Here is a 21198-nt window from a genome sequence, read left to right as displayed (position 1 = left end):
CCGGGCTGTCAACGCCTGGCGGTGGAGGTGGAAGGATGACTGCATGTCGACCGCCGAGCGCAAGTACGCAGGGGATTCCGCCAGCGCGCGGATCCTGCGACGGCGCACGGCCCTGATCGATGCCGCGCTCACGGCTATGGCCGAGAACCGCTGGCGTACGGCGACGGTGGACGCGCTGTGCCGGTCGGCCAAGCTGAACAAGCGCTACTTCTACGAAAGCTTCGACAGTCTCGACACCCTCGCCGACGCGGTCATCGAAGCGATCGCAGAAGAGGTCGCCGAGGCGGGCGTCCGCGGCTATCTGCCGCTGCTGGACCGACCCGTGGAAGAACAGGCTCGCGGAGCTATCGCCGCCGTCGTCGACGTCCTCGGCGACGACCCACGCAAAGCGCTGGTCCTTCTCGGGGGCGTGCCCACCACGCCGGTGGCACACGAGAAACGCACCGCTGTCATCGCCGGTCTCACCGCCGCCCTGATCGCACACGCGCGCACCACCCACGACGTGTCGCTCGAACGGGACTCCCTCGCCGCCACCGCCCCCGCCTTCGTCATCGGCGGCACCGCCCAAGCGATCCTGTCCTGGGCGAACGGACACCTGCCTATTACCCGTGATCGCCTCATCGATGACATCACCGCCCTCTGGATGGCCCTCGAACGCAGCGCTACAGACCTGGCTCGCTCACGATTGTCCGAAACCCCTACCGAACCAACCGCTTGATCGCGTGGCCCCCCACCGGACGGATGCGGTCTCAACGGCCGGCGACAGTGTCCGAGAATGGTTTCATCCACTGCTCGCAGTCGCAGATCGGATGTGCGGCGACGGATTCGACCACTACCGCTCTCTCCGGCCGATGACAATGACGATCGTGCGAGGGACTTCGGCCGCGGACGGCACCTGGGAAGCGCTGACCTTCATGAGTTGTCACGGTGATCGCGAAGTACCACCCCGCCCTCGACACCGACCCTGCCTACATCCTGGGCAGATTCGACTGCTTGCTCGAGAAACGCAGGGAGCTCGATGACGCAGAATTCGAAGTCCAACGTATTCGAAAATATTCGTAACGTTCGACTGTTCGAATATTAGTGATCATCCTTTTCTGTACAGTTCGGGTGTGGCGAACATCGTTGCGCTCGAACTGCTTCGGCTCGATGGTGCTGCCCTGGATCCGATCGGTGGCGGTGGAGCGCTGATCCGGTGAGGGGTCCGGGGGCCAATGCTGTCAGGGAGTTGTTCAGGCGACTCCGTGACGATTTGCGCGGAATGCTGCGTCGCCAGGCCGAGGGCCACAGTGCCTGGATACACGGCAAGGCCGAAGGCGTCAGAGAAACCGACCGCGTCATCCGGAGAAGCGACCAGGACGGATACGACCGGATCGCGGCCACCCGAAAACCAAGCGATGCCGCGGGCGGTTCGGCTCCTGTCGCCGCACGCTCCGGGCGGACACCGCTCACCGATCTGTCGCATATGCGGCCCCTGGGTGACCTCTTCGACGGCGCTCGGCGCGGCGATCTCGACGACTACGACCTGACCCGGGAGCTGGGAGGATTACAGCGCAGGTACGGCCCCTATCACCTCGAGGATCTCGGCGCCTGGTACGAACGGTCTTGGGAAGACGAGGACGGAAGCATTCACCCCGACAACGTGGGGTTCACCGCGCAGATCTCCGGCCCCGGCGGAGAAGACGCCGGATCGCTGCTCTACAGCTTCACGCGCGACAACGACGGGAGGCTCGTAGTCACCCATGATCTCACCGAACTGAACGAAGGCTTCACCGGCAAAGGATTCTCCACTGCCTTCGCCGCATCCACAGAGGACTACTTCCGCCGATCGGGCGTGGACAGAATAGAGCTGACCGCCACGAGACTTCGGCAAGACGACTCACTCGACGGCGCGGTCGCCTGGGCCAAGGCCGGCTACGACTGGAATCCGGATCCCGGGAAACTGGCGAAGTCCGTCAACAGCATGAGATCCAGGATCGATTCTCTGCTCGACGGGGAAATTGGCACGCTGAGCCCCGCCGACACAGCGCTACTTCAGGACATGCGCACACGATTCGACGGACCGCCGGTGGGATTCCCCTCACCCCGGGAACTGGTCATGCTCACCGGTGACAACCTGAAACTCGGCGAGGAACTGATGAAAGGATCATCATGGCACGCGATGAAGAAACTGTGACTCCCACCCCGGAAGAACGTGAGTTCATCGAGGCCCGCGGCAAAGCGACCTCCACCCACTTCATGCGGTTCGTCACCGAACGCGGCCTCGACACCGACCCCGATACCTGGCCCGCGGCCGACCGGGAGGAATTCGACCGGCAAGCACGCCGACTCATCGAGGAATGGAAAAACCGCGCACGCGAAACCTTCGGTCTGTGAACGCCACCCGGCCCGCGTACGGCGTGGCGCCCCACCGTAAGTGACGCACGAGTTCGCTCACCGCACGGCGGTGAACAACTCGTGGCTGAGTACCCGGATCTGATGCTCCGGTTCACAGCGCACAACCAGATGCGGCCCAGCGCGCACACAAGTTTCTCTTCGAGGATTCTCTCGCCGGTCCGGAAGCCGCGCGTCGGACCGGCATCCACCGAAGAGAGGATACGAATCGAGCATCAAGTCGATGCTGGCCAAGACCGTTGTCGCCGTCGGCGTTGTGGTCGGCCTGGTAGGCATCGGCGCGGGTATGGCGAGCGCAGATCCGGCCCCGGAGCAGCGGCCGCCCGCTCCCGCCCGACCGCAGGATCCGCGTTGCCCCCCGCCGGGGCAACCGCAGGGCCCCGACCAGCCGCCCTGCCCGGCGCAGTAGCGGACGGATTCATCACGACGTTCGACCGACTGGAGAGTTGCGCATGCTCCACTGGTTGCCGCCCACGGGCAGCTGGCTGCCCCTGCTGATGTCGATCTGGCCACCGCGTCCGATCTGACCTACGGCGATAGTGGCCGGAAAGCGGCCGAATCCGAGCTCCGGAGCAGCGCCTGGCACGACCTGCTTCGAAAGCGCTCCGTGTCAGGTGTTGTCGACGCCGATGGGGGTGGAACCGGGATTCGGGCTGCTACCCGTCGACGGCGTAGGTACCGATGAGTCGGCCGTCTCCCATGCTGGCGTCGACGATGGCGGATCTGGCATCGGCCGGTGACGTCTGGGAGTCGACCCGCACGGGGTGGGAGAGGGCGTACACGATGAAGCGGTAGTGGTGGGTGCCGGTTCCCGCGGGTGGGCACGGGCCGAAGTATTCGGCTCGGTTGGCGCTGTTCAGGCTGACCATCCCGCCTGCGGGAGTCTGCCCCTCCGCTGTGGACGTGGTGGCCGGTGGGATATTGCTGACCACCCAGTGGGTGAACAGGCCGCTGGGGGCGTCGGGATCGTCCACGATGAGGGCGAGACCGGCGGCCTGCGGGGGAACTGTCCAGGCCAGTGGGGGCGACTCGTTTCTGCCCTCACAGGTGTAGACCGCCGGGATCGGATCGCCATGGTTGAAAGCGGTACTACGCACCGAGATCTCAGTCGTGGCGGGCATCGCGGCCTCCGCTCGGGTCGAGGATGGGAGTCGAGTCCTGCGATTCGCCTGTCCCTGTCCGTGCGGACGAGCCCGGCGCGCGACGGCGGCGGATACCAGGCGAACCCGGTATGTCGTTATCAGTCCAGCGTAAGCCGACGAGGCCCGACCGGCCAGGCTCGGCCGCAAACACGCCGTCACTGGCGGGCTTCCATCGAAGCCCTTTTCCACGGTCATCGTGCCGAATCGGCCTACTCGGGCTAGGGGCAAGATTGCGGGCCGTCGCCTGTTCCAGCACTACTGGCCCTCAGTCGGCCCCCGCCGCCGCCGCTTGTTTCGTTCCGGCGAGCGCCGCGATCGTCTCGATCCGCCCCACCGCGTCGGTGACGATCCTGTCGATCAACTCCTTGCACGTCGGCAGGTCGTCGATGATCCCTGTGACCTGACCCGCGGCGAGCACGCCCGCCTGGGTGTTGCCCTCGACCAATCCGGCGCGCAGCAGCATCGGCGTGTTCGCGGCCATCACGACCTGGGACCAGCTGAGGTCTTTGGTCTTTCGCATGGCCAGGCCGTCGCGGATCATGGTCGACCACTTCATGCCGGTCATGCTCTTGAACCGGGCCGCGTTGCCCACCGCGGCGGTGAGCCCGCGCCAGCGGCCCGAATGTTCCAGCCGCTGCACCAATTCGGTGTTCAGTACGCGGTGCGGCATGCCGTCGACCTTGAGTGACACCACCGTGTCCTGGAGCTGTCGCCGCAGGTACTCCTGCTTGACCGCGTCGGGAACGGTGCTCTCCTGGGTGAGCAGGAACCGGGTGCCCATCGCGACACCCGCCGCGCCGTAGGCCAGCGCGGCGGCCAGTCCGCGCCCGTCGAAGAATCCGCCCGCCGCGACCACGGGGATGTCCACCGCGTCCAGCACGGAGGGCAGCAGCAGGGTGGTGGCGACCGGGCCGGTGTGTCCGCCGCCCTCTCCGCCCTGCACGATCACCGCGTCCGCGCCCCAGGACGCCACTTTGACCGCGTGCTTGGCCGCGCCGATGGACGGGATGACCACCACGCCCGCGTCTTTCAACTTCGCGATCAGGTCCTGTTTGGGCGCGAGCGCGAACGACGCGACGGCCACCTTCTCCCGGATCAGCAGATCGATCCGCTCGGGCGCGTCCGCCGCGTCGGCGCGGATGTTCACACCGAACGGCTTCGCGGTGTGCGACTTGGTCTTCGCGATGGCCGCTTCGAGCTCGGCGAAAGTCATGGTGGCGGAGGCGAGGATGCCGAGCCCGCCCGCTTCGGCGGTAGCCGACACCAGGCTCGGGCCCGCGACCCAGCCCATGCCGGTCTGCACGATCGGATGTTCGATGCCGACCAGATCGGTCAGCGCGGTACGCAGGCGCGGGCTCATGACGGGACCTCGGTTTCGCGAATCTTCTTGGGGTCGAGCACCTCCCGGATCAGCCGCAGCTCCTCGGCGGTGGGCTGCCGGGTCTCGCCCGCCTCGGCGAGACCGGCGATCTCGAACGAGGTGTTCTCGGCGACTTCGTCGGCGGTGACGCCGGGATGCAGGCTGCGGGCGCGCATGGTGTGGCCGGGGCCCTCGAAATCGAAGACGCCCAGATTGGTCACCACGCGGTGCAGGTGGTGAAAGCGGTAGGCCGGGTTCGCGGCGTCGACCTTGTCGTAGCCCACACCGGAGACGATGTCGACACTGTCTGTGAAGACGCGATTCGTGTGCCGCGCGACCCAGTAGCTGGTGGCGTGATTGATCGTGTTGCCCGGCGCGCCGCGCACGCCGAACATCTGCCGGGTCGGCTGCTGGAGCGAGCCGAACGCCGAGAGGTTCTGGTTGCCGAACCGGTCGATCTGGTTGGCCCCCATCACCACGTGCCGCCGCCCGGAGGCCACCACGTCGAACACCCTGCGGAACGGAATCCAGCCTTCGATCGGTGCTTTTCCGCCCAGCGGTGGCGTGTCGGCGAACAGCAGCGCCTCGCCGTCGGACAGCAGCAGATCCGGTTCGGTGGTGAGTTTGGCCAGGCGCGCGCCGATGATCGACATCGGCGACATCGGGCTGGCCATGATCTCCCCGGCGCCGCTGAAGATCTCGGCGCAGGCGACGGCGCAGATCTCGGCGCGGGTGACGGTTTCGGTGCTGGTCATCACGCCTCCTCGGCGAATCGGCGGACGGCGGCCTGGTACTGCTCCTCGGAGCCGGCCAGGTAGTTGTCGACGAACCGCTGCCACGCCTCCGGCGTCTTCGCGGATTCGACGTAGTGCTTCTGGAACTTCTCGTCCCGGCCGTAGTCGTCTCCGGCCAGGGTGAAGTGCGCGCCGCCCGGCGCCTCGACCACGCCGTCCACCATCATGCGGTTGAGTAGCAGCGCTTGCAGCGGAACGGTTTTCACCAGTTCGTCGGTCTCCACCACGCGCTCGACCGAGACGTAGCGGCGCTGCGCGGCCAGGCAGAACAGATCGTCGAAGTACGGGTCGACGCCGGTGTAGGCGGCGTTGCCGTGCGCGTCGCCGAGGTTCAGGTGCACCAGCGCGGCATCGAGATTCAGCGCGGGCATGGCGATCAGAGTCTCGGGCGCGCCGTCGACGGGGTAGGGCGATTCGACCGTCTTCAGCTCACCCTCCCAGAAGTTCGGCACATCGGAGCCGAGTCCGGCGCGGATCGGCAGGAACGGCAGTCGCGCCGCGGCCGCCTCCAGCCCGCACTTGAGCATGCCCTCGTCCATCTCGCGGGCGGCCAGCGCGCCGGAGGTGCGCGCCTTGGCGAACCACGGATCGTAGAACGGCGGCGAATCCAGCGACACGAAGCCGTAGTACGCCTTGCGCACCTTCCCCGCCGAGCACAGCAGCCCGAGGTCGGGCCCGCCGTAGCCGACCACGGTCAGATCCGTGATGTCCGAACGCAGGATGGCTCGCACCAGCGCCATCGGCTTGCGCCGTGACCCCCAGCCGCCGATGCCGATGGTCATCCCGCTGCGCAGTTCGCCGACGACCTCGTCGAGCGACATCCGCTTGTCTCGCATGGAAATTCCTCTCTACTGCCCGCTCTTGCGCGCCGCGAGATCGTCGTCGAACCGGGCGCGGATCTCGTCGGCGACGCCGGCGAGGTTGAGTTCGAAGGTGAATCCCTGCTCGTACCGGTAACTGCGGTGCACGTCCTGCACGTCGATGCCGTTGAGGGCCCGCTTGGCCGCCCGGATCACCCGGCCGTCCTTGGCCGCGATGTTCTTGGCCAGTTCCAAGGCGGCGGCGTCGAGTTCGGCGCGCGGCACCACCTGGTAGACCGAGCCGTAGTGGTGCAACTGCTGTGCGGTGATGGTGCTCGCGGTGTAGAACAGCGCCCGCATCAGGTGCTGGGGTACCAGCCGTGCGAGGTGGGTTGCCGCGCCGAGGGCGCCGCGGTCGACCTCGGGAAGCCCGAAGGTGGCGTCGTCGGAGGCGATCACCACATCCGCGTTGCCCACCAGTCCGATGCCGCCGCCGAGGCAGAAGCCCTGGACCACCGCGATCACCGGCACCTGGCACTCGTACACCGCGGCGAACGCCTCGAAGCAGCCGTGGTTCGCGTCGATCAGCGCCTGGTGGCCCGGCTTGCTCTGGATCTCCTTGATATCCACGCCCGCGTTGAACCCACGGTTCTCCGCGCGCAGCACCACCACTTTGGTGTCCGGATCTCGGCCCGCCGCGCGCACTTCGTCGGCGATGGCGAACCAGCCGTCGGTAGGGATGGCGTTGACCGGCGGATAGTCCACCGTGACCACGCTGATGCCGGTCGATTCGGAGTGGCGGTTGATCCCCATGGCACTTCCCATCGTGTGTGAACGCATTGGCAAAGCAAGCAGTTGCTTGGTAGGTTAGCACGGTGGCACTCGAAATCGATCTGGCCGAGCGCGTCGTTCTGGTGACGGGCGGCGTGCGCGGCGTCGGCGCGGGCGTGAGCAAGGCGTTCCTGACCGCGGGCGCGACCGTCGTGGCGTGCGCGCGGCGACCGGCGGACACGCCCGTCGAAGTCGACGGGCGCGCGATCGAGTACCTGCCTTGCGATGTGCGGGACGCGGACGCGGTGCGCGCGCTGATCGAGGGGATCGTCGAGCGCCACGGCCGCCTCGACCATCTGGTCAACAACGCCGGTGGCGCTCCCTTCGCGCTCGCCGCCGACGCGAGCAAGAACTTCCACACCAAGATCGTCGAGCTGAACCTGCTCGCTCCGCTGCTGATGGCGCAGGCCGCCAACGCGGTGATGCAGCGCCAGGATGAGGGCGGCTCGATCGTGAACGTGTCGAGCGTCAGCGGGCACCGTCCGTCGCCGGGCACCGCGGCCTACGGCGCGGCCAAGGCGGGCATGGACAGTCTCACCGGCTCACTCGCCGTCGAGTGGGCACCGAAGGTGCGGGTGAACTCGCTGGTGGTGGGCCCGGTGGACACCGAACTGAGTCAACTGCACTACGGCGATCAGGACGGCGTCGACGCGGTGGGCCGGACCATCCCACTGGGCCGTATGGCCCGCCCCGACGATGTCGGCCGCTGCGCGGTGTTCCTGGCCTCGCCGCTGGCCGCCTACGTCAGCGGCGCGACTCTGCTGGTGCACGGCGGGGGTGAGCGGCCCGCCTTCCTCGCCGCCTCCACCGCCGACCAGCAGTCCTGAACACACCGGAGGGGAGCAGTGCGGGCGGGCGACCATGGCAAGGCCCCGCTCATATCGGAAAGGGACACCGGGCATGAACGTCAGGCCCGGAGGCGGCAGCGGAGCGTGACCCCCAAGGGCCCCGCTCACATCGGAAAGGGACACAGTATGGACACCGAGCAGATCTGCGCCGGGCGCGTCGTCATCGTCACCGGCGCCGGCCGGGGCATCGGCCGGGCGCACGCTCTCGCCTTCGCCGCGGCGGGCGCCCGCGTGGTGGTCAACGACATCGGTTCGACGCTGGACGGCGCGGCCACCGCGGAAACGCCCGCCGCTCAGGTGGTCGCGGAGATCGAGGCGCTCGGCGGCCAGGCTGTGGCCAACGGAGACGACGTCGCAGACTGGGAAGGCGCCCGCAATCTCGTCCGCCAGGCCGTCGACACCTTCGGCAAGCTGGACGTGCTGGTCAACAACGCCGGTTTCGTGCGCGACCGGATGTTGGTCAACCTCAGCGAGGACGAGTGGGACGCGGTGGTCCGCGTGCACTTGAAGGGGCATTTCGCCACCATGCGGCACGCGATCGAGTACTGGCGCGCGGAGGCCAAGGCGGGCCGTCCGGTCGACGGCCGGATCATCAACACCAGCTCCGGAGCGGGTCTGCAAGGCAGCGTGGGGCAGAGCAACTACGGCGCCGCCAAGGCGGGCATCGCGGGCCTGACGCTGACCGCGGCGGCCGAATTCGCGCGCTATGGCGTGACGGTGAACGCGATCGCTCCGTCCGCGCGCACCAGGATGACCGAGACGGTGTTCGCGGACATGATGGCCAGGCCGGAAGACGGCTTCGACGCGATGGCGCCGGAGAACGTGTCTCCGCTCGTCGTGTGGCTGGGCAGTACCCAGTCGGCGGCGGTGACGGGACGGGTGTTCGAGGTCGAGGGCGGCAAGGTGGCGCTGGCCGACGGCTGGCGGCACGGGGTGGCCGTGGACCGCGGCGCGCGCTGGGATCCGGCCGAGCTCGGCCCCGTCGTGGCCGATCTGATCGCCAAGGCGACTCCGCCGGAGCCGGTGTACGGGGCCTGATCGGCTTCGCCCCTTCCGGGGCGCGTTCGCGGAACGGGGTCTACTATGGGCACCCATCCGTTCGGAAAGTCCCGTGTGAGAGTGGCGATCGGGCACAGAACTGCGCTTCGACTGATGAGGGGAAGGCTCGGCGCATGGCAGGAGGTCGCGCATTCCGTGCGCTGGCAGCAGCCTGCGCCGTCGCGGGTTGCGCGCTGCTCGGCAGCCCGGCTTTCGCCGGCGCGCAACCTTCCTGCCCCTCGTGCGTCGCGGACCCCACCCCGCCGCCCTATGACAGCGGCGATCCCTGGTATTCGCTGACCGTGCCCGGGCAGGAGGCGGAGATCAGCGCGGCTCCGGCTCATCCGACCGCCGGAACCGGGTCGGCCACAGCGGGTTCGGCGGCTGGATCCGCCGGGTTGGGTTCGGTGCTGGGTTCCGGTTCGGCTGGTCTCGGGGTGGTGCTCGGTTCCGGTTCCGCGGGTCTCGCGCTCGTCCTCGGTTCCGGTTCGGCCGGTCTCGGCGTAGTGCTCGGAGCCGGTTCGGCAGCCGTCGGATCCGCAGGTGTCGGATCCGCTGCGACCGGTTCGGCAGCCGTCGGATCCGCAGGTGTTGGATCCGCTGCGACCGGTTCGGCCGCAACGGGTTCCGCCGCAACGGGTTCCGCCGCCGTGGGATCGGCGGCCGTCGGTTCCGCGAGTCCCCTACTGCTGTTGTTGATTCCACTCCCACAGGCGACCGCTCCGCCCGCCCCCGCGCTGCCGCCGGTGACCGTTCCTCCGGCGGCTCCCCCTGGCGCACCGAAAATCTCACCGATTCCGCTGGGCGAGCCGATGATTCCGCAGCTCGCCGTACCAGCGCCCGACTTCTCCGCACCAGTGCCCGGCCTTGCCGCCCCCGCGCCGCCGCAGACCCGGCAGCCCGCGACTCCAGCGCTCCTCCCGACCAGCTCCACCGACGCCCTTCCCGCGACGGAACTGCTGCCGGTGATCGGCGGCCTGATCGCGCTCGGCCTCGCGGGAGCGGGATCCGGCGCGATCAGCTTCCGGAGCGCGGCGGCCGAGCAGGCCAGGATCGACGCTGCCCGAGCCCAGTTCTTCCCGAGGCCGTGAGGGGGCAGCCGATGAGCGTGAGCCGGATACGCGGTGACCTGCGGTCCTATCGCCGAGTCGCCGCCGCCGTCGACGCGGTGTGCGCGGTGGCGGCCGACTTCGACGCGACCACCCTCGACGAGGTCGTTCACGCGATCGGGGGCGAGCGGCGTCGTGAGATCGAAATCGCCAGTGCGCGATTGGGTCCGGGTGTCTGCGGGCAGCGCCGTCTCTATCCCGACCGCGACGTGATCGTGCTCGCCGAGACACTGCCGAGCCGCGAGCACACCCTCGCGCACGAACTGGGCCACATCGTCTTCGACCACGAAGGCGCGCCCGCGCCGGAAGTGACGCTGGAGGCGAGCGACGACCTGATCGCCTACATGCTCAGCCAGCGCGCGCATCAGCGGATCGTCGACGACGGCGCCGACGAGCTCGCCGAATGGGAGGCCGAGACGTTCGCCGCCATGCTGATGACCCGATTGCGCGTATTCAACAGCCGGGGCGCGGGCGTCTCGGTTCTTCGATTCGACGAGGCGCTCGGATGACCCTGTGGTCGACGGCTCTGCTGGTCTGGATGGCCGCCGGTGCTCGGGTGGGGCGCGTCCTGGTCAAGCCGGCGACCACGACCCGGGTGGCCATTGTCGTCGCGGTCGCCGCCGTCGCGCTCGCCGCGACCGTCGCGGTGCCCGAGATCGCGGTCGCGCTGGACAATCTCGTCCCGGGCGGCGTGCAGGCGGGCCGGCTGTCCGACGCCGTGGTCACCGCGAGCTGGGTCGCCTTCGCTACGGCCACTGCGGTGGTCGCCTCGGCCGCCTGGCCGGTGGTGTCGCGGCGGAACCTGCGGCAGGTCGCCCTGGTCGTCTACGGCGTCGGCCTTTCCGTGGCGATGGTCACGCTGACCTGGTCGTTCACCTTCGGGTGGTCGGCGGTGACCGCGGGGAGCGTGTTCGTGGTCGTCACCGGTCTGCGCACTCTGGACTGGACCGCGCTCGGCCGCGGTATCGCGCTCTACACGGCGGGCACGGCGGTGGTCGCGCTGCTCGCGGCAGGTCAGGTTCGGCGCGCGTTCCAGCACGCGCCCCCGGCGGCGCCCGGAACTCCCGCCTGGGCATGGCCGCTCTGGGGGCTCGCGAGCCTGCTCATCGCGCTCGGCGCGGTGTGGATCGTGGTGGAACTCTGGGTGCGCGCGCGGATGCTGCTGCGCCGGATCCGCTCGCTGCACCGGACCATGGTCGGTCGCTTCCCCGAGGTGGTGGCACACCAACAGAGCGGATTCTCCACGCAGCTCGAGGCTTCCGACCAGGTGGCGCAGATCATCGACGCGTTGTATCTGCAGTCCGGCGGCGGTCTCGTGCTGGCGGAACTGGCACCGCCGCCTGCCTCGGTGGCGGACCGGGCCGCCCGGGTGGCGCGGTGGGCGCATGACCCGGCGGGGGAGTCCCTAGTAGACGCGCGGTGGATTGCTCCGCCCGAAGGCATTAGTCCTCGCGGCTGGGTCCAGGCTGTAGCACGGGCCTATCGGACGACCGCATCCGCGCCCGCGCGAAATTGATCAACTTCGCGCGAATCCGATCAATCTGACGCAAATGGGCGCGACTGATCGGACTATTCGGACAGACCGGTTGGATCGGGAATCTCCTTCAGGGCGAAGCGCGCCGACGAACGCCCCCCCGAATGTACTTATGTGCCGCCGGATCCGAACCGCAGCACACACGGGCGCGCGTTCGTGCCCCAATTCCTCGGGGCACGGACGCGCGCCGGTTGTGTGCTGTGCCCGCTTACGCGCACATAACACAGCACAGTGCGACCCTGGGGCCGCACTGTGCTGCCGTGCAAGAGAACCTATTCGGTGCCGTCCGGAGGAATTTCGGGCAAGCCCTCGCTTGCCCGCAACTTCTCCGCCATAGACGTGAGCAGGTTCTGTGATTCTTCGGACAAGTCGAACGCTCTACTCGACAGCCGTCGCAGTCCATAGCCCTGCAGCTGGGACAGCAGCTCCAGATCGTGATCGATCTTGGCGGCATAGATGTCGTTGAAGAAGTAGTCCGGCTTGACTTTGAAGAACTTCGCCAGGGCGGCCACCGTCTCATCCGACGGGTTCGTCCGTTGTCCCGACCGCAACTGCGACAGGTACGGTTTCGAGATCGGATGTCCGGAGGCCGTCAGCGCCGCCGCAACCTCCGCGTTGGTGTGCGGCTTACGCCCCGGGGGATGCACGGTTTCGAACAGCTTGTTCAGCCGCGCCGCGAAATCAGCCATTGTGAGCCGCCCAATTCCCTTCGCTGTACTAACAGTCGTTATCTCGGATACGTATCATTGATATTAGCGGCTCAGTAACTGAAAACCTACGCCTGATTCCGGATTTCCTTGAAGCTTCTAGGTTGGATGGCGGCGAAGGGGCTGGGACGGTCGGGTTTGCGGGTCACCCCAAGGGCTCTCGAGAAGCCGCGGTACGAACCGGTTCTGGCCCGTCGCTGCGGTCTCGGCAGAGGGGGTCTTGATAGCCGCAAGATAGCTGACATCTCATGAACTGGGCGGTACATGGGTTTGTGTGGCGTACGACACGTTTGCGCCCGTAGGAGATGAACGTTCAATCAACGCACGCGAAATGGTTGAAGTCACAAACGTTCGATGATCGTTCCTGTCGCGAGTGCGCCACCGGCACACATGAGAACCATTGCGGTACTGCGATCGGAGCGCTCCAGTTCGTGCAAAGCCGTTGTGATGAGACGCGATCCGGTGGAGCCGACCGGATGTCCGAGGGCGATGGCACCGCCGTTGACATTAACCCTGTCCATGTCCGGCTGGTGTACAGATGCCCACGAAAGTGCGACCGATGCGAACGCCTCATTGATCTCGAAAAGGTCGATGTCGCCGATGCTCATGCCCGACCGCTCCAGCAGCCTGCTGCACGCCTGCACCGGGCCGTCGAGGTGGAACTCCGGCTCCGCGCCGACCACCGCTTGGGTGACGATTCGCGCGCGCGGCCGCAATCCGGCCCGCTGCGCGGCCTTTTCGTCCATCAGCAGCACCGCGGCGGCGCCGTCGGAGATCTGCGAGGACGATCCGGCGGTGTGCACGCCGCCCTCCAGCACCGGCTTCAGCTTCGCCAGGCTTTCGACGGTGGTCTCGCGCAGGCCCTGATCTCGCGACACATCGAGCTTTTCGCCGGTGGGGTTGCCTTCCTTGTCGACGGCGGGCGCGGTGACGGTGAGTACCTCGCGATCGAACCGGCCTTCCGCCCACGCCTGCCCGGCCAGGCGCTGCGAGCGCGCGCCGAACGCGTCCACATCCGCGCGAGTGATACCGCGCCGCTTGGCGATTCGTTCCGCCGCCTCGAACTGGTTGGGCAGGTCGATGCTCCACGAGGCGGGCCTGCGCGGTCCGGCGTTCTCGCCGACGTTGGCGCCCAGCGGAACCCGGCTCATCGCCTCCACGCCGCAGGCCATGCCGATCTCGATGGCGTCGGCCGCGATCAGGCCCGCGATCAGATGGTTGGCCTGCTGGGCCGATCCGCACTGGGTGTCGATCGTGGTGGCGCCGACCTGCCACGGCAGGCCGGCGTGCAGCCAGGCGACCCGGGTGACGTTGTTGGACTGCTCGCCCGCCTGGGTGACGCAGCCGCCGATGACCTGTTCGACCTGTGCCGGGTCCAGATGCGCGCGCTCGAGCAGCCCGCGCTGGGCCGCGCCCAGCAGTTCGGCCGCGTGCAGCCCTGACAGCCAGCCGCCGCGCTTGCCGATCGGGGTGCGTGCGGCCTCGACGATCACGGGTGTGCCCATGTCCAACCTCTCTTTTCGGGACAGAAAACTGAAACGCGTTCATAGCACTTGTCAGGGGCGGATCTGTCCGGTTTCTTTCCTCATTCCCGCGCCTGTGCTTCAATGATTATAGAACGTGTTTCAGTTTGTCGAAGGAGACATCTGGTGGTAGACACTCGGAATGCCCGGCCGAATCTCCCGGACGGGTTCGACGTCACGGACCCGGACATCTACGCCGAGCGTGTTCCGGTCCAAGAGTTCGCCGAGCTGCGCCGGACGGCGCCGATCTGGTGGAACCCGCAGTCGCCGGACGTCAGCGGCTTCCACGACGACGGCTTCTGGGTGGTGAGCAAGCACGCCGACGTCAAGGAGGTCTCGCGGCGCAGCGACGTGTTCTCCAGCTACGAGAACACCGCCATCCCGCGGTTCAACGACGACATCGCCCGGGAGCAGATCGAACTACAGCGGATCGTCCTGCTGAACATGGACGCGCCCGAGCACACCAAGCTGCGCAAGATCATCTCGCGCGGCTTCACCCCGCGTGCCATCAACGGCCTGCGCGCGGAGTTGTCGGCCCGCGCGGAATCCATCGTGAAGGCGGCCGCCGAGGCGGGCTCCGGTGACTTCGTCACCCAGATCGCGTGCGAACTGCCCCTGCAAGCCATCGCCGAGCTGATCGGCGTCCCGCAGGAAGACCGGATGAAGGTCTTCACCTGGTCCAACGACATGACCGGCTACGACGACCCGGAGAGCACCGCCGACCCGGTCGCGGCTTCCGCCGAGATCCTGGGTTACGCCTACCAGATGGCGGCCTCCCGCAAGCAGTGCCCGGCCGACGACCTCGTCACCACGCTGATCGAGGCCGATGTCGACGGTGACAAGCTCAGCGAGGAGGAGTTCGGCTTCTTCGTGATCATGCTCGCGGTCGCGGGCAACGAGACCACCCGCAACGCCATCTCGCACGGCATGATGGCGTTCCTGGAGAACCCGGACCAGTGGGAGCTGTTCAAGAAGGAGCGCCCGGCCACGGCCGCCGACGAGATCATCCGGTGGGCCACGCCGGTCACCTCGTTCCAGCGGACCGCGCTGGAGGACACCGAGCTCGGCGGCGTGCAGATCAAGAAGGGCCAGCGGGTGGTCATGCTGTACCGCTCGGCCAACTTCGACGAGGACGTCTTCGATCACCCGGAGAAGTTCGACATCATGCGCACGGACAACCCGCACCTGGCCTTCGGCGGAACCGGCGCGCACTTCTGCATCGGGGCGAACCTGGCCCGGCTGGAGATCGACCTGATCTTCAACGCCATCGCCGATCACCTGCCCGACATCAGCAAGATCGCCGACGCGAAGCGGCTGCGTTCGGGCTGGCTCAACGGCATCAAGGAGTTCCCGGTCGACTACAAGACCTGCCCGGTCGCGCACTGAGACACGAGAAAGGGCCCTCGCACCAGCACGGTGCGAGGGCCCTTTCGGATGATCTCAGTCGACCGGACGCGCGGTCTTCATGGCGCGATCGACCTCCCAGAACGCGCGCAGCGCGGTGATCTTGCCGTCGTCGTCCACCCGGTAGGTGAATACGCCGTCGGCGTCGATCCGGTGACCGCCGATGGTGCTGCGGATGGTGCCGGTGAAGGCGACTTCGTTGCCGCAGGCGAACGAGTCGCCGAACAGGAACTCGATCAGCTCGGTCTTCGCGATCGCCATGTCCCAGAACGCGGCGATGGCGTCCGTGCCGCGGTGGCCCTTGCCCTCCGGATCGAAGCCGGACGGGCCGATCGGGTCCTCCACGATGCCGTCCTCGGCGAACAGCGCGACCCAGGCCTGCTTGTCCCGTGCTCGCACGGCGGCCTGCGAGGCCAGGCCGGCAGCCCTGGCCGGATGCTCGGTTGCGGTGGTCATACGGCCTCCCTTGGCCAGCGAGTCGTCATCGTTCGGCGAGGACGGGTTCGGCGATGTACTGCTCGGCGAATTTGCGCAGCGAGTCCTGCTTGGCGGACAGTTCGCCGTCGAATCCGATGCCGTCGGCCAGCCAGGGCACCACGATCGCGTCGGTGACGCCCGCGTCGGCGAGGTCCTGATAGCCGGACCGGCCGAACCGGTCGACGCACACCGCCTGGATCTCGAACGGCTGGCCGGATCGGCCGAACTCGACGCGCAGCGCGTCGAGCTTGCCGATGGTGCCGCGCAGTTCGTCGTAGGTCATCATCGCCGAGGTCCAGCCGTCGCCCACCCGGGCCGCGCGCCGCAGGGCCGCGTCGGTGTGCCCGCCGATGTAGAACGGCACCGGCTCGCTCGGCGCCGGGCTGATCTGCAGCGGATCGAAGTCGAAGAACTCGCCGTGGTACTCGACCATGCCGCCGGCCAGTACCAGTTTGATGACCTCGATCATCTCGTCCACCCGGGCGCCGCGCCGCGCGAAGGGCACCCCGCACCACTCGAATTCCTCCGGCGCCCAGCCGATTCCGACACCGAAGCCGAAGCGGTTACCCGACAGGTTGGCCACCGAGCCGACCTGCCGGGCCAGCAGCAGCGGATTGCGGGAACCCAGCTTGAGCACGTTGGTGTAGAAGCGGATGCGGCTGGTGACGGCCGCCATGGCGGTCGCGCCGATGAGCGGATCGACCCACGGCGTCTCCGGGCCCCAGAACCTGCTGCCGTCGGCGGTGTAGGGATACTTCGCCGCCGCCGATTTCATGTAGAACAGCGAGTCCGGCAGTGCGATCGACGAGAACCCGCACTCCTCGGCGGTCTTCGCGAGTTCGGTCAGCTGGTCCAGCGGACTCAGCGCGATGCCGACGGTGAACTTCAGCGGCGTCACCGCCGCTCCGATCCGACCACCCACATCGAGAAGTACTGCGACCCGCCGCCGTAGGCGTGACCGAGCGCTTTACGCGCGCCCTCGACCTGATAGTCCCCGGCCCGCTGCATAACCTGCTTGGCTGCCTCGGCGAACCGGATCAGCCCGGAGGCGCCGATCGGGTTGGACGAGAGCACGCCGCCGGACGGATTGACCGGAAGAGCGCCGCCGATCTCGGTCTCGCCCTTGTCGGTGAGCTTCCACCCGTCGCCCTGCGGCGCGAAGCCGAGGTTCTCCAGCCACATCGGCTCGAACCAGGAGAACGGGACGTAGATCTCGGCCACGTCGATCTCTTCGAGCGGGTTGGTGATACCCGCGGCCTCCCACAGTGCGGCGGCCGCGTCCCGGCCCGCCTGGGGATTGACCTGGTCGCGCCCGGCGAAGGTGGTCGGCTCGGTGCGCATCGCGGTGGCGTGCACCCAGGCGACCTTGCGGCCGGTGGCCTCGACCGCCTCGGCGGCCTCCGCGTCGCCGAGCACGATCGCGCATGCGCCGTCGGAGGAGGGGCAGGTCTCGTCGAAGCGAATCGGATCCCACAGCATCTGCGAGGCGAGCACCGATTCCATCGTGATGTCGGGCTGCTTCAGATGCGCGAGCGGATTCTTGGCCCCGTTGCGGCGATCCTTCGCCGCGACCATGGCGCCGATATGGCCCGGTGCGTTGGAGCGCCGGATGTAGGAGCGCACGTGCGGAGCGAAGTAACCGCCCGCACCCGCGCCGACCGGCATGGTGAACGGCACCGGAATCGACAACGCCCACATGGCATTCGATTCCGACTGCTTTTCCCACGCCACCGCGAGCACGCGCTTGTGCACGCCCGCCTGTACCAGATTGGTCGCGACGATGCCGGTGGAGCCGCCCACCGAACCGGCGGTGTGCACCCGCAGCAGCGGCTTTCCGGTGGCGCCGAGCGCGTCCGCCATGAACAGCTCGGGCATCATGACGCCCTCGAATCCGTCCGGCGCTTTGCCGACCACGACCGCGTCGATATCGGCGATGGTGAGACCTGCGTCGGCGAGCGCACGATCGATGGCCTCGCGGCACATCCCCGCCATGGACACGTCGGTCCGTTTCGTCACGTGATGGGTTTGTCCGGTGCCGAGCACCGCAGCTGGCAAGCTCATCGGTTCTCCGATTCCAAGACGGTCACAAGGTTCTGCTGAAGCGCGGGGCCGCTGGTGGCATGGGCCAACGCGCGGTTCGCCGAGCCCGCGATGATCGCCTCGGCCGCGAAGCCGATGCGCTCCAGGCCCGCGGCGAACATCGGGTGGGCTGCGAGCGCGCCGCCGGACGGGTTCACCTTCGTGCCGTTCTTCAGCCCGATCGCCTCGGCGAGGATCAGCTGCTGATGACTGAACGGCGCGTGCAACTCGGCGATGTCGAAACCGCTGACGTCGCCGCCGGTGACCGCCTTGGCCGCGGCCGCCGTCGATGGCGAGACGGTGAGGTCGCGCGCACCGAGCACAGGAGTATCGATTCGATGCGCCATGCCGGTGATCCACGCGGGGCGCTCGCACAGTTCGCGAGCGCGGTCGCCGACGGCGAGCACGATCGCGGCCGCGCCGTCGGTGATCGGCGCGATGTCGTGCGCGCGCAGCGGATCGGCGACATAGGGCTGGTCGAGCAGGCTGTCGGCGTCGCCGGACTCGCCGGCCGCCACGGCCGCCATGTCCCGTTCGGTCCAGCGTCCGGCGTCGAGGCCGGCGCGCGCCTGCAGGCCCGCGATGGACCAGGCGTCCGGCCACAGCGGCGCGACGACGTACGGGTCCAGCTGCATGGTGAGCACTTGGCGCAGCGTGCCCGCCGAGGACTTGCCGAAGCCGTACACCAGCGCCGTCTTCGCCTGTCCCGAGCGCAGTTTCACCCACGCCTCGTACAGCGCCCAGGCCGCGTCCATCTCCACGTGCGATTCGTTGATCGGCGGCACCGCGCCGATGGCGTCGATCGCGGAGATGAACGAGAAGGCCCGCCCGGCGAGGTAATCGGACGAGCCCGAGCACCAGAAGTCGATATCGGACTTGGTGATGCCGAGCCGGTCGTAGAGCTGCTGGAAGCAGGGCACCAGCATCTCGACACCATTGGTGGTGCCGAAGGTCTCCGGCACGTGCGGCGCGTGGGCGAAACCCACGACCGCGATGTCGGTGGCGTTGTCAGTCAACGTGCGCCTCTCTCAGAGGTGATGGGAGTAGGTCTCGTAATCGGCGTCCGGCTCGCCGGTGGGACGGAAGTGGTCCACGTTCTCCAGGCCGTAGCCCCACTCCTCGCGCGGCTTCCACACCGCCTCCACCCGCATACCCATGCGCACCTCGCTCGCGTCGCAGCCGAGCACCAGGTGCAGCACGGGGATGTCCGCGCCGTCCAGCAGCACGTAGGCCGCGACGTACGGCGGCTTGATCCGCTGCCCGAGGAACGGCACGTTGACGATGCAGAAGGTGGTCACCGTGCCGCGGTCGGACAACTCGATGTACTCGTCGGTCGGCCTGCCGTCGGTCGGGTTCGCGCCGCGCGGCGGGAAGTAGACCTTGCCCTCGGCGTCGGTGCGCGCGCCGATCAACTTGCCTTCGGCGAGTCCGCGCAGGTAGACGGTCTCCTGCGGCGAGGCGGTGTGCTTGTAGGACAGATCGACCGGCGTGATGAGCATGGTGACCGGCTCGGCCGCGGCGGACGCCACCGGCGCGGCGGACTTCTCGCCCGGCTCGAAGCAGACGATGTCGCGAATGCTGCCCTCGGTCTGCTCGGCCCATCGGGCGGTCACCCGCAAGCCTTTCCGAATGTCCTCGGGCGCGGCCACGTCGACCGCGTGCAGCAGCGTCGTGTCCGCGCCGTCCAATCGGATCAACGCCCAGGCGAAGGGGCGGTCGAACGGCTGGCCGGGCAGCGGTTCGCGCACCCAGGTCCAGGATTCGACGGTGCCGGTGTCGGCGACGTCGACGAAGTCGGTCAGCGGTTCGGCGGTGATCGGATCGTATTCCGGCGGCGGCACGATCACCCGCCCGTCCGAGCCGCGCGCGCCGACGATCTTGTGATCGCGTAACCGGGTCAGAAACGTCCCGATGGTGGAGCCGACGGAGCGGGTGTAGTCGAAACGCACCCGTAGGGGCGCGCTGAGTACATCGGGCACGGCCGCTGTGTTCAATGCCGTGCCGCTACCACCAGCGATTGCCGTGGATGCAGTATTCCCCTGAGTCACGATATCGAGTAGAACAGGTTCTAACTCTGGTGGCAAGCAGTTGACTGGAAAGGGGTCCGGCGTGAAGTTCGGATTGCAACTCGGGTACTGGATGGCCCAGCCGCCCGCGAACGCGGGGGAGTTGGTGGCGGCGGCCGAGGAGGCCGGGTTCGACGCCGTCTTCGCCGCCGAGTCGTGGGGGTCGGACGCCTTCGGTCCCCTCACCTGGTGGGGCTCGTCGACGCGGCGGGTGCGCCTCGGCACGTCGGTGGTGCAGATGTCGGCGCGCACGCCCGCCGCGACGGCCATGCACGCGCTCACCCTCGATCACCTCAGCGGTGGCCGTGCGATTCTGGGTCTGGGTGTCTCGGGTCCGCAGGTGGTGGAAGGCTGGTACGGCCAGCCGTTCGCCAAGCCGTTGCAGCGCACCCGCGAGTACGTCGGGATCGTGCGTCAGGTGCTGGCCCGGCAGGCTCCGGTCACCAGCGACGGTCCGCACTACCCATTGCCCTACACGGGCCCGGGCTCGATCGGGCTCGGTAAGCCGCTGAAGCCGATCGTGCATCCGCTACGTGCGGATCTGCCGATCTGGCTGGGCGCTGAGGGACCGAAGAACGTCGCGCTCACCGCCGAGATCGCCGACGGCTGGCTGGCCATCTACTACGCGCCACGGCTGGCCGGGATGTACGACGAGTGGCTCGACGAGGGCTTCGCACGGGCCGGGGCGCGGCGTAGCCGGGACGATTTCGAGATCGCCGCCAGTTGCCAGGTGGTGATCACCGACGACCCCGCGAGCGAGCTGGAGCGGATGCGCTGGATCATGGCGCTCTACATCGGCGGCATGGGCGCGCCCGAGCTGAATTTCCACGCCCAGGTGTACCGGCGGATGGGATACGAGCGCGAGGTCGACGAGATCGGCCGGCTGTTCCAGTCCGGCAAGAAGGCCGAGGCGGCAGCGGTGGTGCCGGATGAGCTGATTCTGGACACCGCGATCATCGGCGACGAGGAGCATGTCCGCAAGCAGCTGCGGGTCTGGGAGGCCGCGGGCGTCACGATGATGCTGGTGTCGGTTCCCGATGTCGCGCAATTGCATCGGCTCGCCCCCCTTGTCGAACAGTAGAACACGTTCTA

Annotated in this window: 23 protein-coding genes; 11 read left to right on the top strand and 12 right to left on the bottom strand. The window is 68.0% G+C overall.

What is annotated here, in order from left to right:
- The first annotated feature begins 43 nt into the window (after nt 1-43).
- From NA8_RS05815 to NA8_RS33505, 4 genes are all read left to right on the top strand, one after another.
- Nucleotides 44-718, top strand: a complete 675-nt coding sequence (locus NA8_RS05815) for a TetR/AcrR family transcriptional regulator (RefSeq protein ID WP_063049319.1) — start codon at nt 44-46, stop codon at nt 716-718.
- A gap of 543 nt (nt 719-1261) precedes the next feature.
- On the top strand, nt 1262-2176 hold the full coding sequence (locus NA8_RS05810; protein ID WP_063049318.1) for a hypothetical protein: 915 nt from the start codon (nt 1262-1264) through the stop codon (nt 2174-2176).
- Entirely contained in the window at nt 2152-2376 is a 225-nt protein-coding gene (locus tag NA8_RS05805; RefSeq protein WP_157106555.1) for a hypothetical protein, read from the top strand. The genes NA8_RS05810 and NA8_RS05805 overlap by 25 nt, the downstream gene beginning before the upstream one ends.
- Before the next feature lie 241 nt (nt 2377-2617).
- On the top strand, nt 2618-2803 hold the full coding sequence (locus tag NA8_RS33505) for a hypothetical protein (RefSeq protein ID WP_157106554.1): 186 nt from the start codon (nt 2618-2620) through the stop codon (nt 2801-2803).
- A 247-nt stretch (nt 2804-3050) separates the two neighbouring features.
- On the opposite strand, the gene NA8_RS05800 is transcribed toward NA8_RS33505, so the two are convergent.
- From NA8_RS05800 to NA8_RS05780, 5 genes are all read right to left on the bottom strand, one after another.
- Nucleotides 3051-3515 (bottom strand): YbhB/YbcL family Raf kinase inhibitor-like protein, encoded by a 465-nt coding sequence (locus tag NA8_RS05800; protein WP_063049317.1) that lies wholly within the window; start codon nt 3513-3515, stop codon nt 3051-3053.
- A gap of 286 nt (nt 3516-3801) precedes the next feature.
- The gene (locus tag NA8_RS05795; protein WP_063049316.1) at nt 3802-4896 is read right to left on the bottom strand and encodes an NAD(P)H-dependent flavin oxidoreductase; all 1095 of its coding nucleotides are present in this window, start codon (nt 4894-4896) and stop codon (nt 3802-3804) included.
- Nucleotides 4893-5651 (bottom strand): CoA-transferase subunit beta, encoded by a 759-nt coding sequence (locus tag NA8_RS05790; protein ID WP_063049315.1) that lies wholly within the window; start codon nt 5649-5651, stop codon nt 4893-4895. Before NA8_RS05790 ends, NA8_RS05795 begins: the two co-directional genes overlap by 4 nt.
- Nucleotides 5651-6526 carry a CoA transferase subunit A gene (locus NA8_RS05785; protein WP_218019408.1) on the bottom strand — a complete coding sequence of 292 codons (876 nt, stop codon included), beginning with the start codon at nt 6524-6526 and terminating at the stop codon, nt 5651-5653. The genes NA8_RS05790 and NA8_RS05785 overlap by 1 nt, the downstream gene beginning before the upstream one ends.
- A 12-nt stretch (nt 6527-6538) precedes the next feature.
- On the bottom strand, nt 6539-7303 hold the full coding sequence (locus NA8_RS05780; protein WP_039794869.1) for an enoyl-CoA hydratase family protein: 765 nt from the start codon (nt 7301-7303) through the stop codon (nt 6539-6541).
- A gap of 62 nt (nt 7304-7365) precedes the next feature.
- Between NA8_RS05780 and NA8_RS05775 the strand changes: the two genes are divergently transcribed.
- From NA8_RS05775 to NA8_RS05755, 5 genes are all read left to right on the top strand, one after another.
- On the top strand, nt 7366-8148 hold the full coding sequence (locus NA8_RS05775) for an SDR family oxidoreductase (RefSeq protein WP_063049313.1): 783 nt from the start codon (nt 7366-7368) through the stop codon (nt 8146-8148).
- Nucleotides 8149-8295: 147 nt separating this feature from the next.
- Nucleotides 8296-9207 carry an SDR family oxidoreductase gene (locus NA8_RS05770; RefSeq protein ID WP_063049312.1) on the top strand — a complete coding sequence of 304 codons (912 nt, stop codon included), beginning with the start codon at nt 8296-8298 and terminating at the stop codon, nt 9205-9207.
- A gap of 134 nt (nt 9208-9341) precedes the next feature.
- The gene (locus tag NA8_RS05765) at nt 9342-10298 is read left to right on the top strand and encodes a hypothetical protein (protein WP_063049311.1); all 957 of its coding nucleotides are present in this window, start codon (nt 9342-9344) and stop codon (nt 10296-10298) included.
- An 11-nt stretch (nt 10299-10309) separates the two neighbouring features.
- The gene (locus tag NA8_RS05760; RefSeq protein ID WP_063049450.1) at nt 10310-10825 is read left to right on the top strand and encodes an ImmA/IrrE family metallo-endopeptidase; all 516 of its coding nucleotides are present in this window, start codon (nt 10310-10312) and stop codon (nt 10823-10825) included.
- A complete protein-coding gene (locus NA8_RS05755) occupies nt 10822-11832 on the top strand; it encodes a hypothetical protein (protein ID WP_063049310.1) in 1011 nt (336 codons plus the stop codon). The genes NA8_RS05760 and NA8_RS05755 overlap by 4 nt, the downstream gene beginning before the upstream one ends.
- Nucleotides 11833-12122: 290 nt before the next feature.
- On the opposite strand, the gene NA8_RS05750 is transcribed toward NA8_RS05755, so the two are convergent.
- Both NA8_RS05750 and NA8_RS05745 read right to left on the bottom strand, forming a co-directional pair.
- A complete protein-coding gene (locus NA8_RS05750) occupies nt 12123-12539 on the bottom strand; it encodes a helix-turn-helix domain-containing protein (RefSeq protein ID WP_011207048.1) in 417 nt (138 codons plus the stop codon).
- A 359-nt stretch (nt 12540-12898) separates the two neighbouring features.
- Complete coding sequence (locus NA8_RS05745; RefSeq protein WP_063049309.1) at nt 12899-14062, bottom strand: steroid 3-ketoacyl-CoA thiolase; 1164 nt, start codon at nt 14060-14062, stop codon at nt 12899-12901.
- Nucleotides 14063-14164: 102 nt separating this feature from the next.
- Here NA8_RS05745 and NA8_RS05740 point away from each other — a divergent pair, with 102 nt between their 5' ends.
- Entirely contained in the window at nt 14165-15466 is a 1302-nt protein-coding gene (locus NA8_RS05740) for a cytochrome P450 (RefSeq protein WP_063049308.1), read from the top strand.
- A 54-nt stretch (nt 15467-15520) separates the two neighbouring features.
- Here NA8_RS05740 and NA8_RS05735 read toward each other — a convergent pair whose 3' ends face one another.
- Genes NA8_RS05735 through NA8_RS05715 form a run of 5 tightly spaced genes read right to left on the bottom strand, consistent with a single transcriptional unit; the run spans nt 15521 to nt 20019 of the window.
- Nucleotides 15521-15940: a nuclear transport factor 2 family protein gene (locus NA8_RS05735; RefSeq protein ID WP_063049307.1), complete on the bottom strand. Its 420-nt coding sequence runs from the start codon at nt 15938-15940 to the stop codon at nt 15521-15523.
- 25 nt (nt 15941-15965) lie between these two features.
- Entirely contained in the window at nt 15966-16850 is an 885-nt protein-coding gene (locus NA8_RS05730; protein WP_063049449.1) for a TIGR03619 family F420-dependent LLM class oxidoreductase, read from the bottom strand.
- A gap of 5 nt (nt 16851-16855) precedes the next feature.
- Nucleotides 16856-18022: a thiolase family protein gene (locus NA8_RS05725; RefSeq protein ID WP_063049306.1), complete on the bottom strand. Its 1167-nt coding sequence runs from the start codon at nt 18020-18022 to the stop codon at nt 16856-16858.
- On the bottom strand, nt 18019-19056 hold the full coding sequence (locus NA8_RS05720; RefSeq protein ID WP_063049305.1) for a thiolase family protein: 1038 nt from the start codon (nt 19054-19056) through the stop codon (nt 18019-18021). Before NA8_RS05720 ends, NA8_RS05725 begins: the two co-directional genes overlap by 4 nt.
- Before the next feature lie 12 nt (nt 19057-19068).
- Complete coding sequence (locus NA8_RS05715) at nt 19069-20019, bottom strand: Zn-ribbon domain-containing OB-fold protein (RefSeq protein WP_245663683.1); 951 nt, start codon at nt 20017-20019, stop codon at nt 19069-19071.
- Nucleotides 20020-20149: 130 nt separating this feature from the next.
- Between NA8_RS05715 and NA8_RS05710 the strand changes: the two genes are divergently transcribed.
- Nucleotides 20150-21187, top strand: a complete 1038-nt coding sequence (locus NA8_RS05710) for an LLM class F420-dependent oxidoreductase (protein WP_063049303.1) — start codon at nt 20150-20152, stop codon at nt 21185-21187.
- Nucleotides 21188-21198: the final 11 nt, after the last annotated feature.

It is taken from the genome of Nocardia arthritidis NBRC 100137 (genome assembly GCF_001612765.1).
GTDB classification, from domain to species: Bacteria; Actinomycetota; Actinomycetes; order Mycobacteriales; family Mycobacteriaceae; genus Nocardia; species Nocardia arthritidis.
The sequence above is the reverse complement of the archived record's forward strand: the minus strand, read 5'-3'. Positions and strand labels throughout refer to the sequence as shown.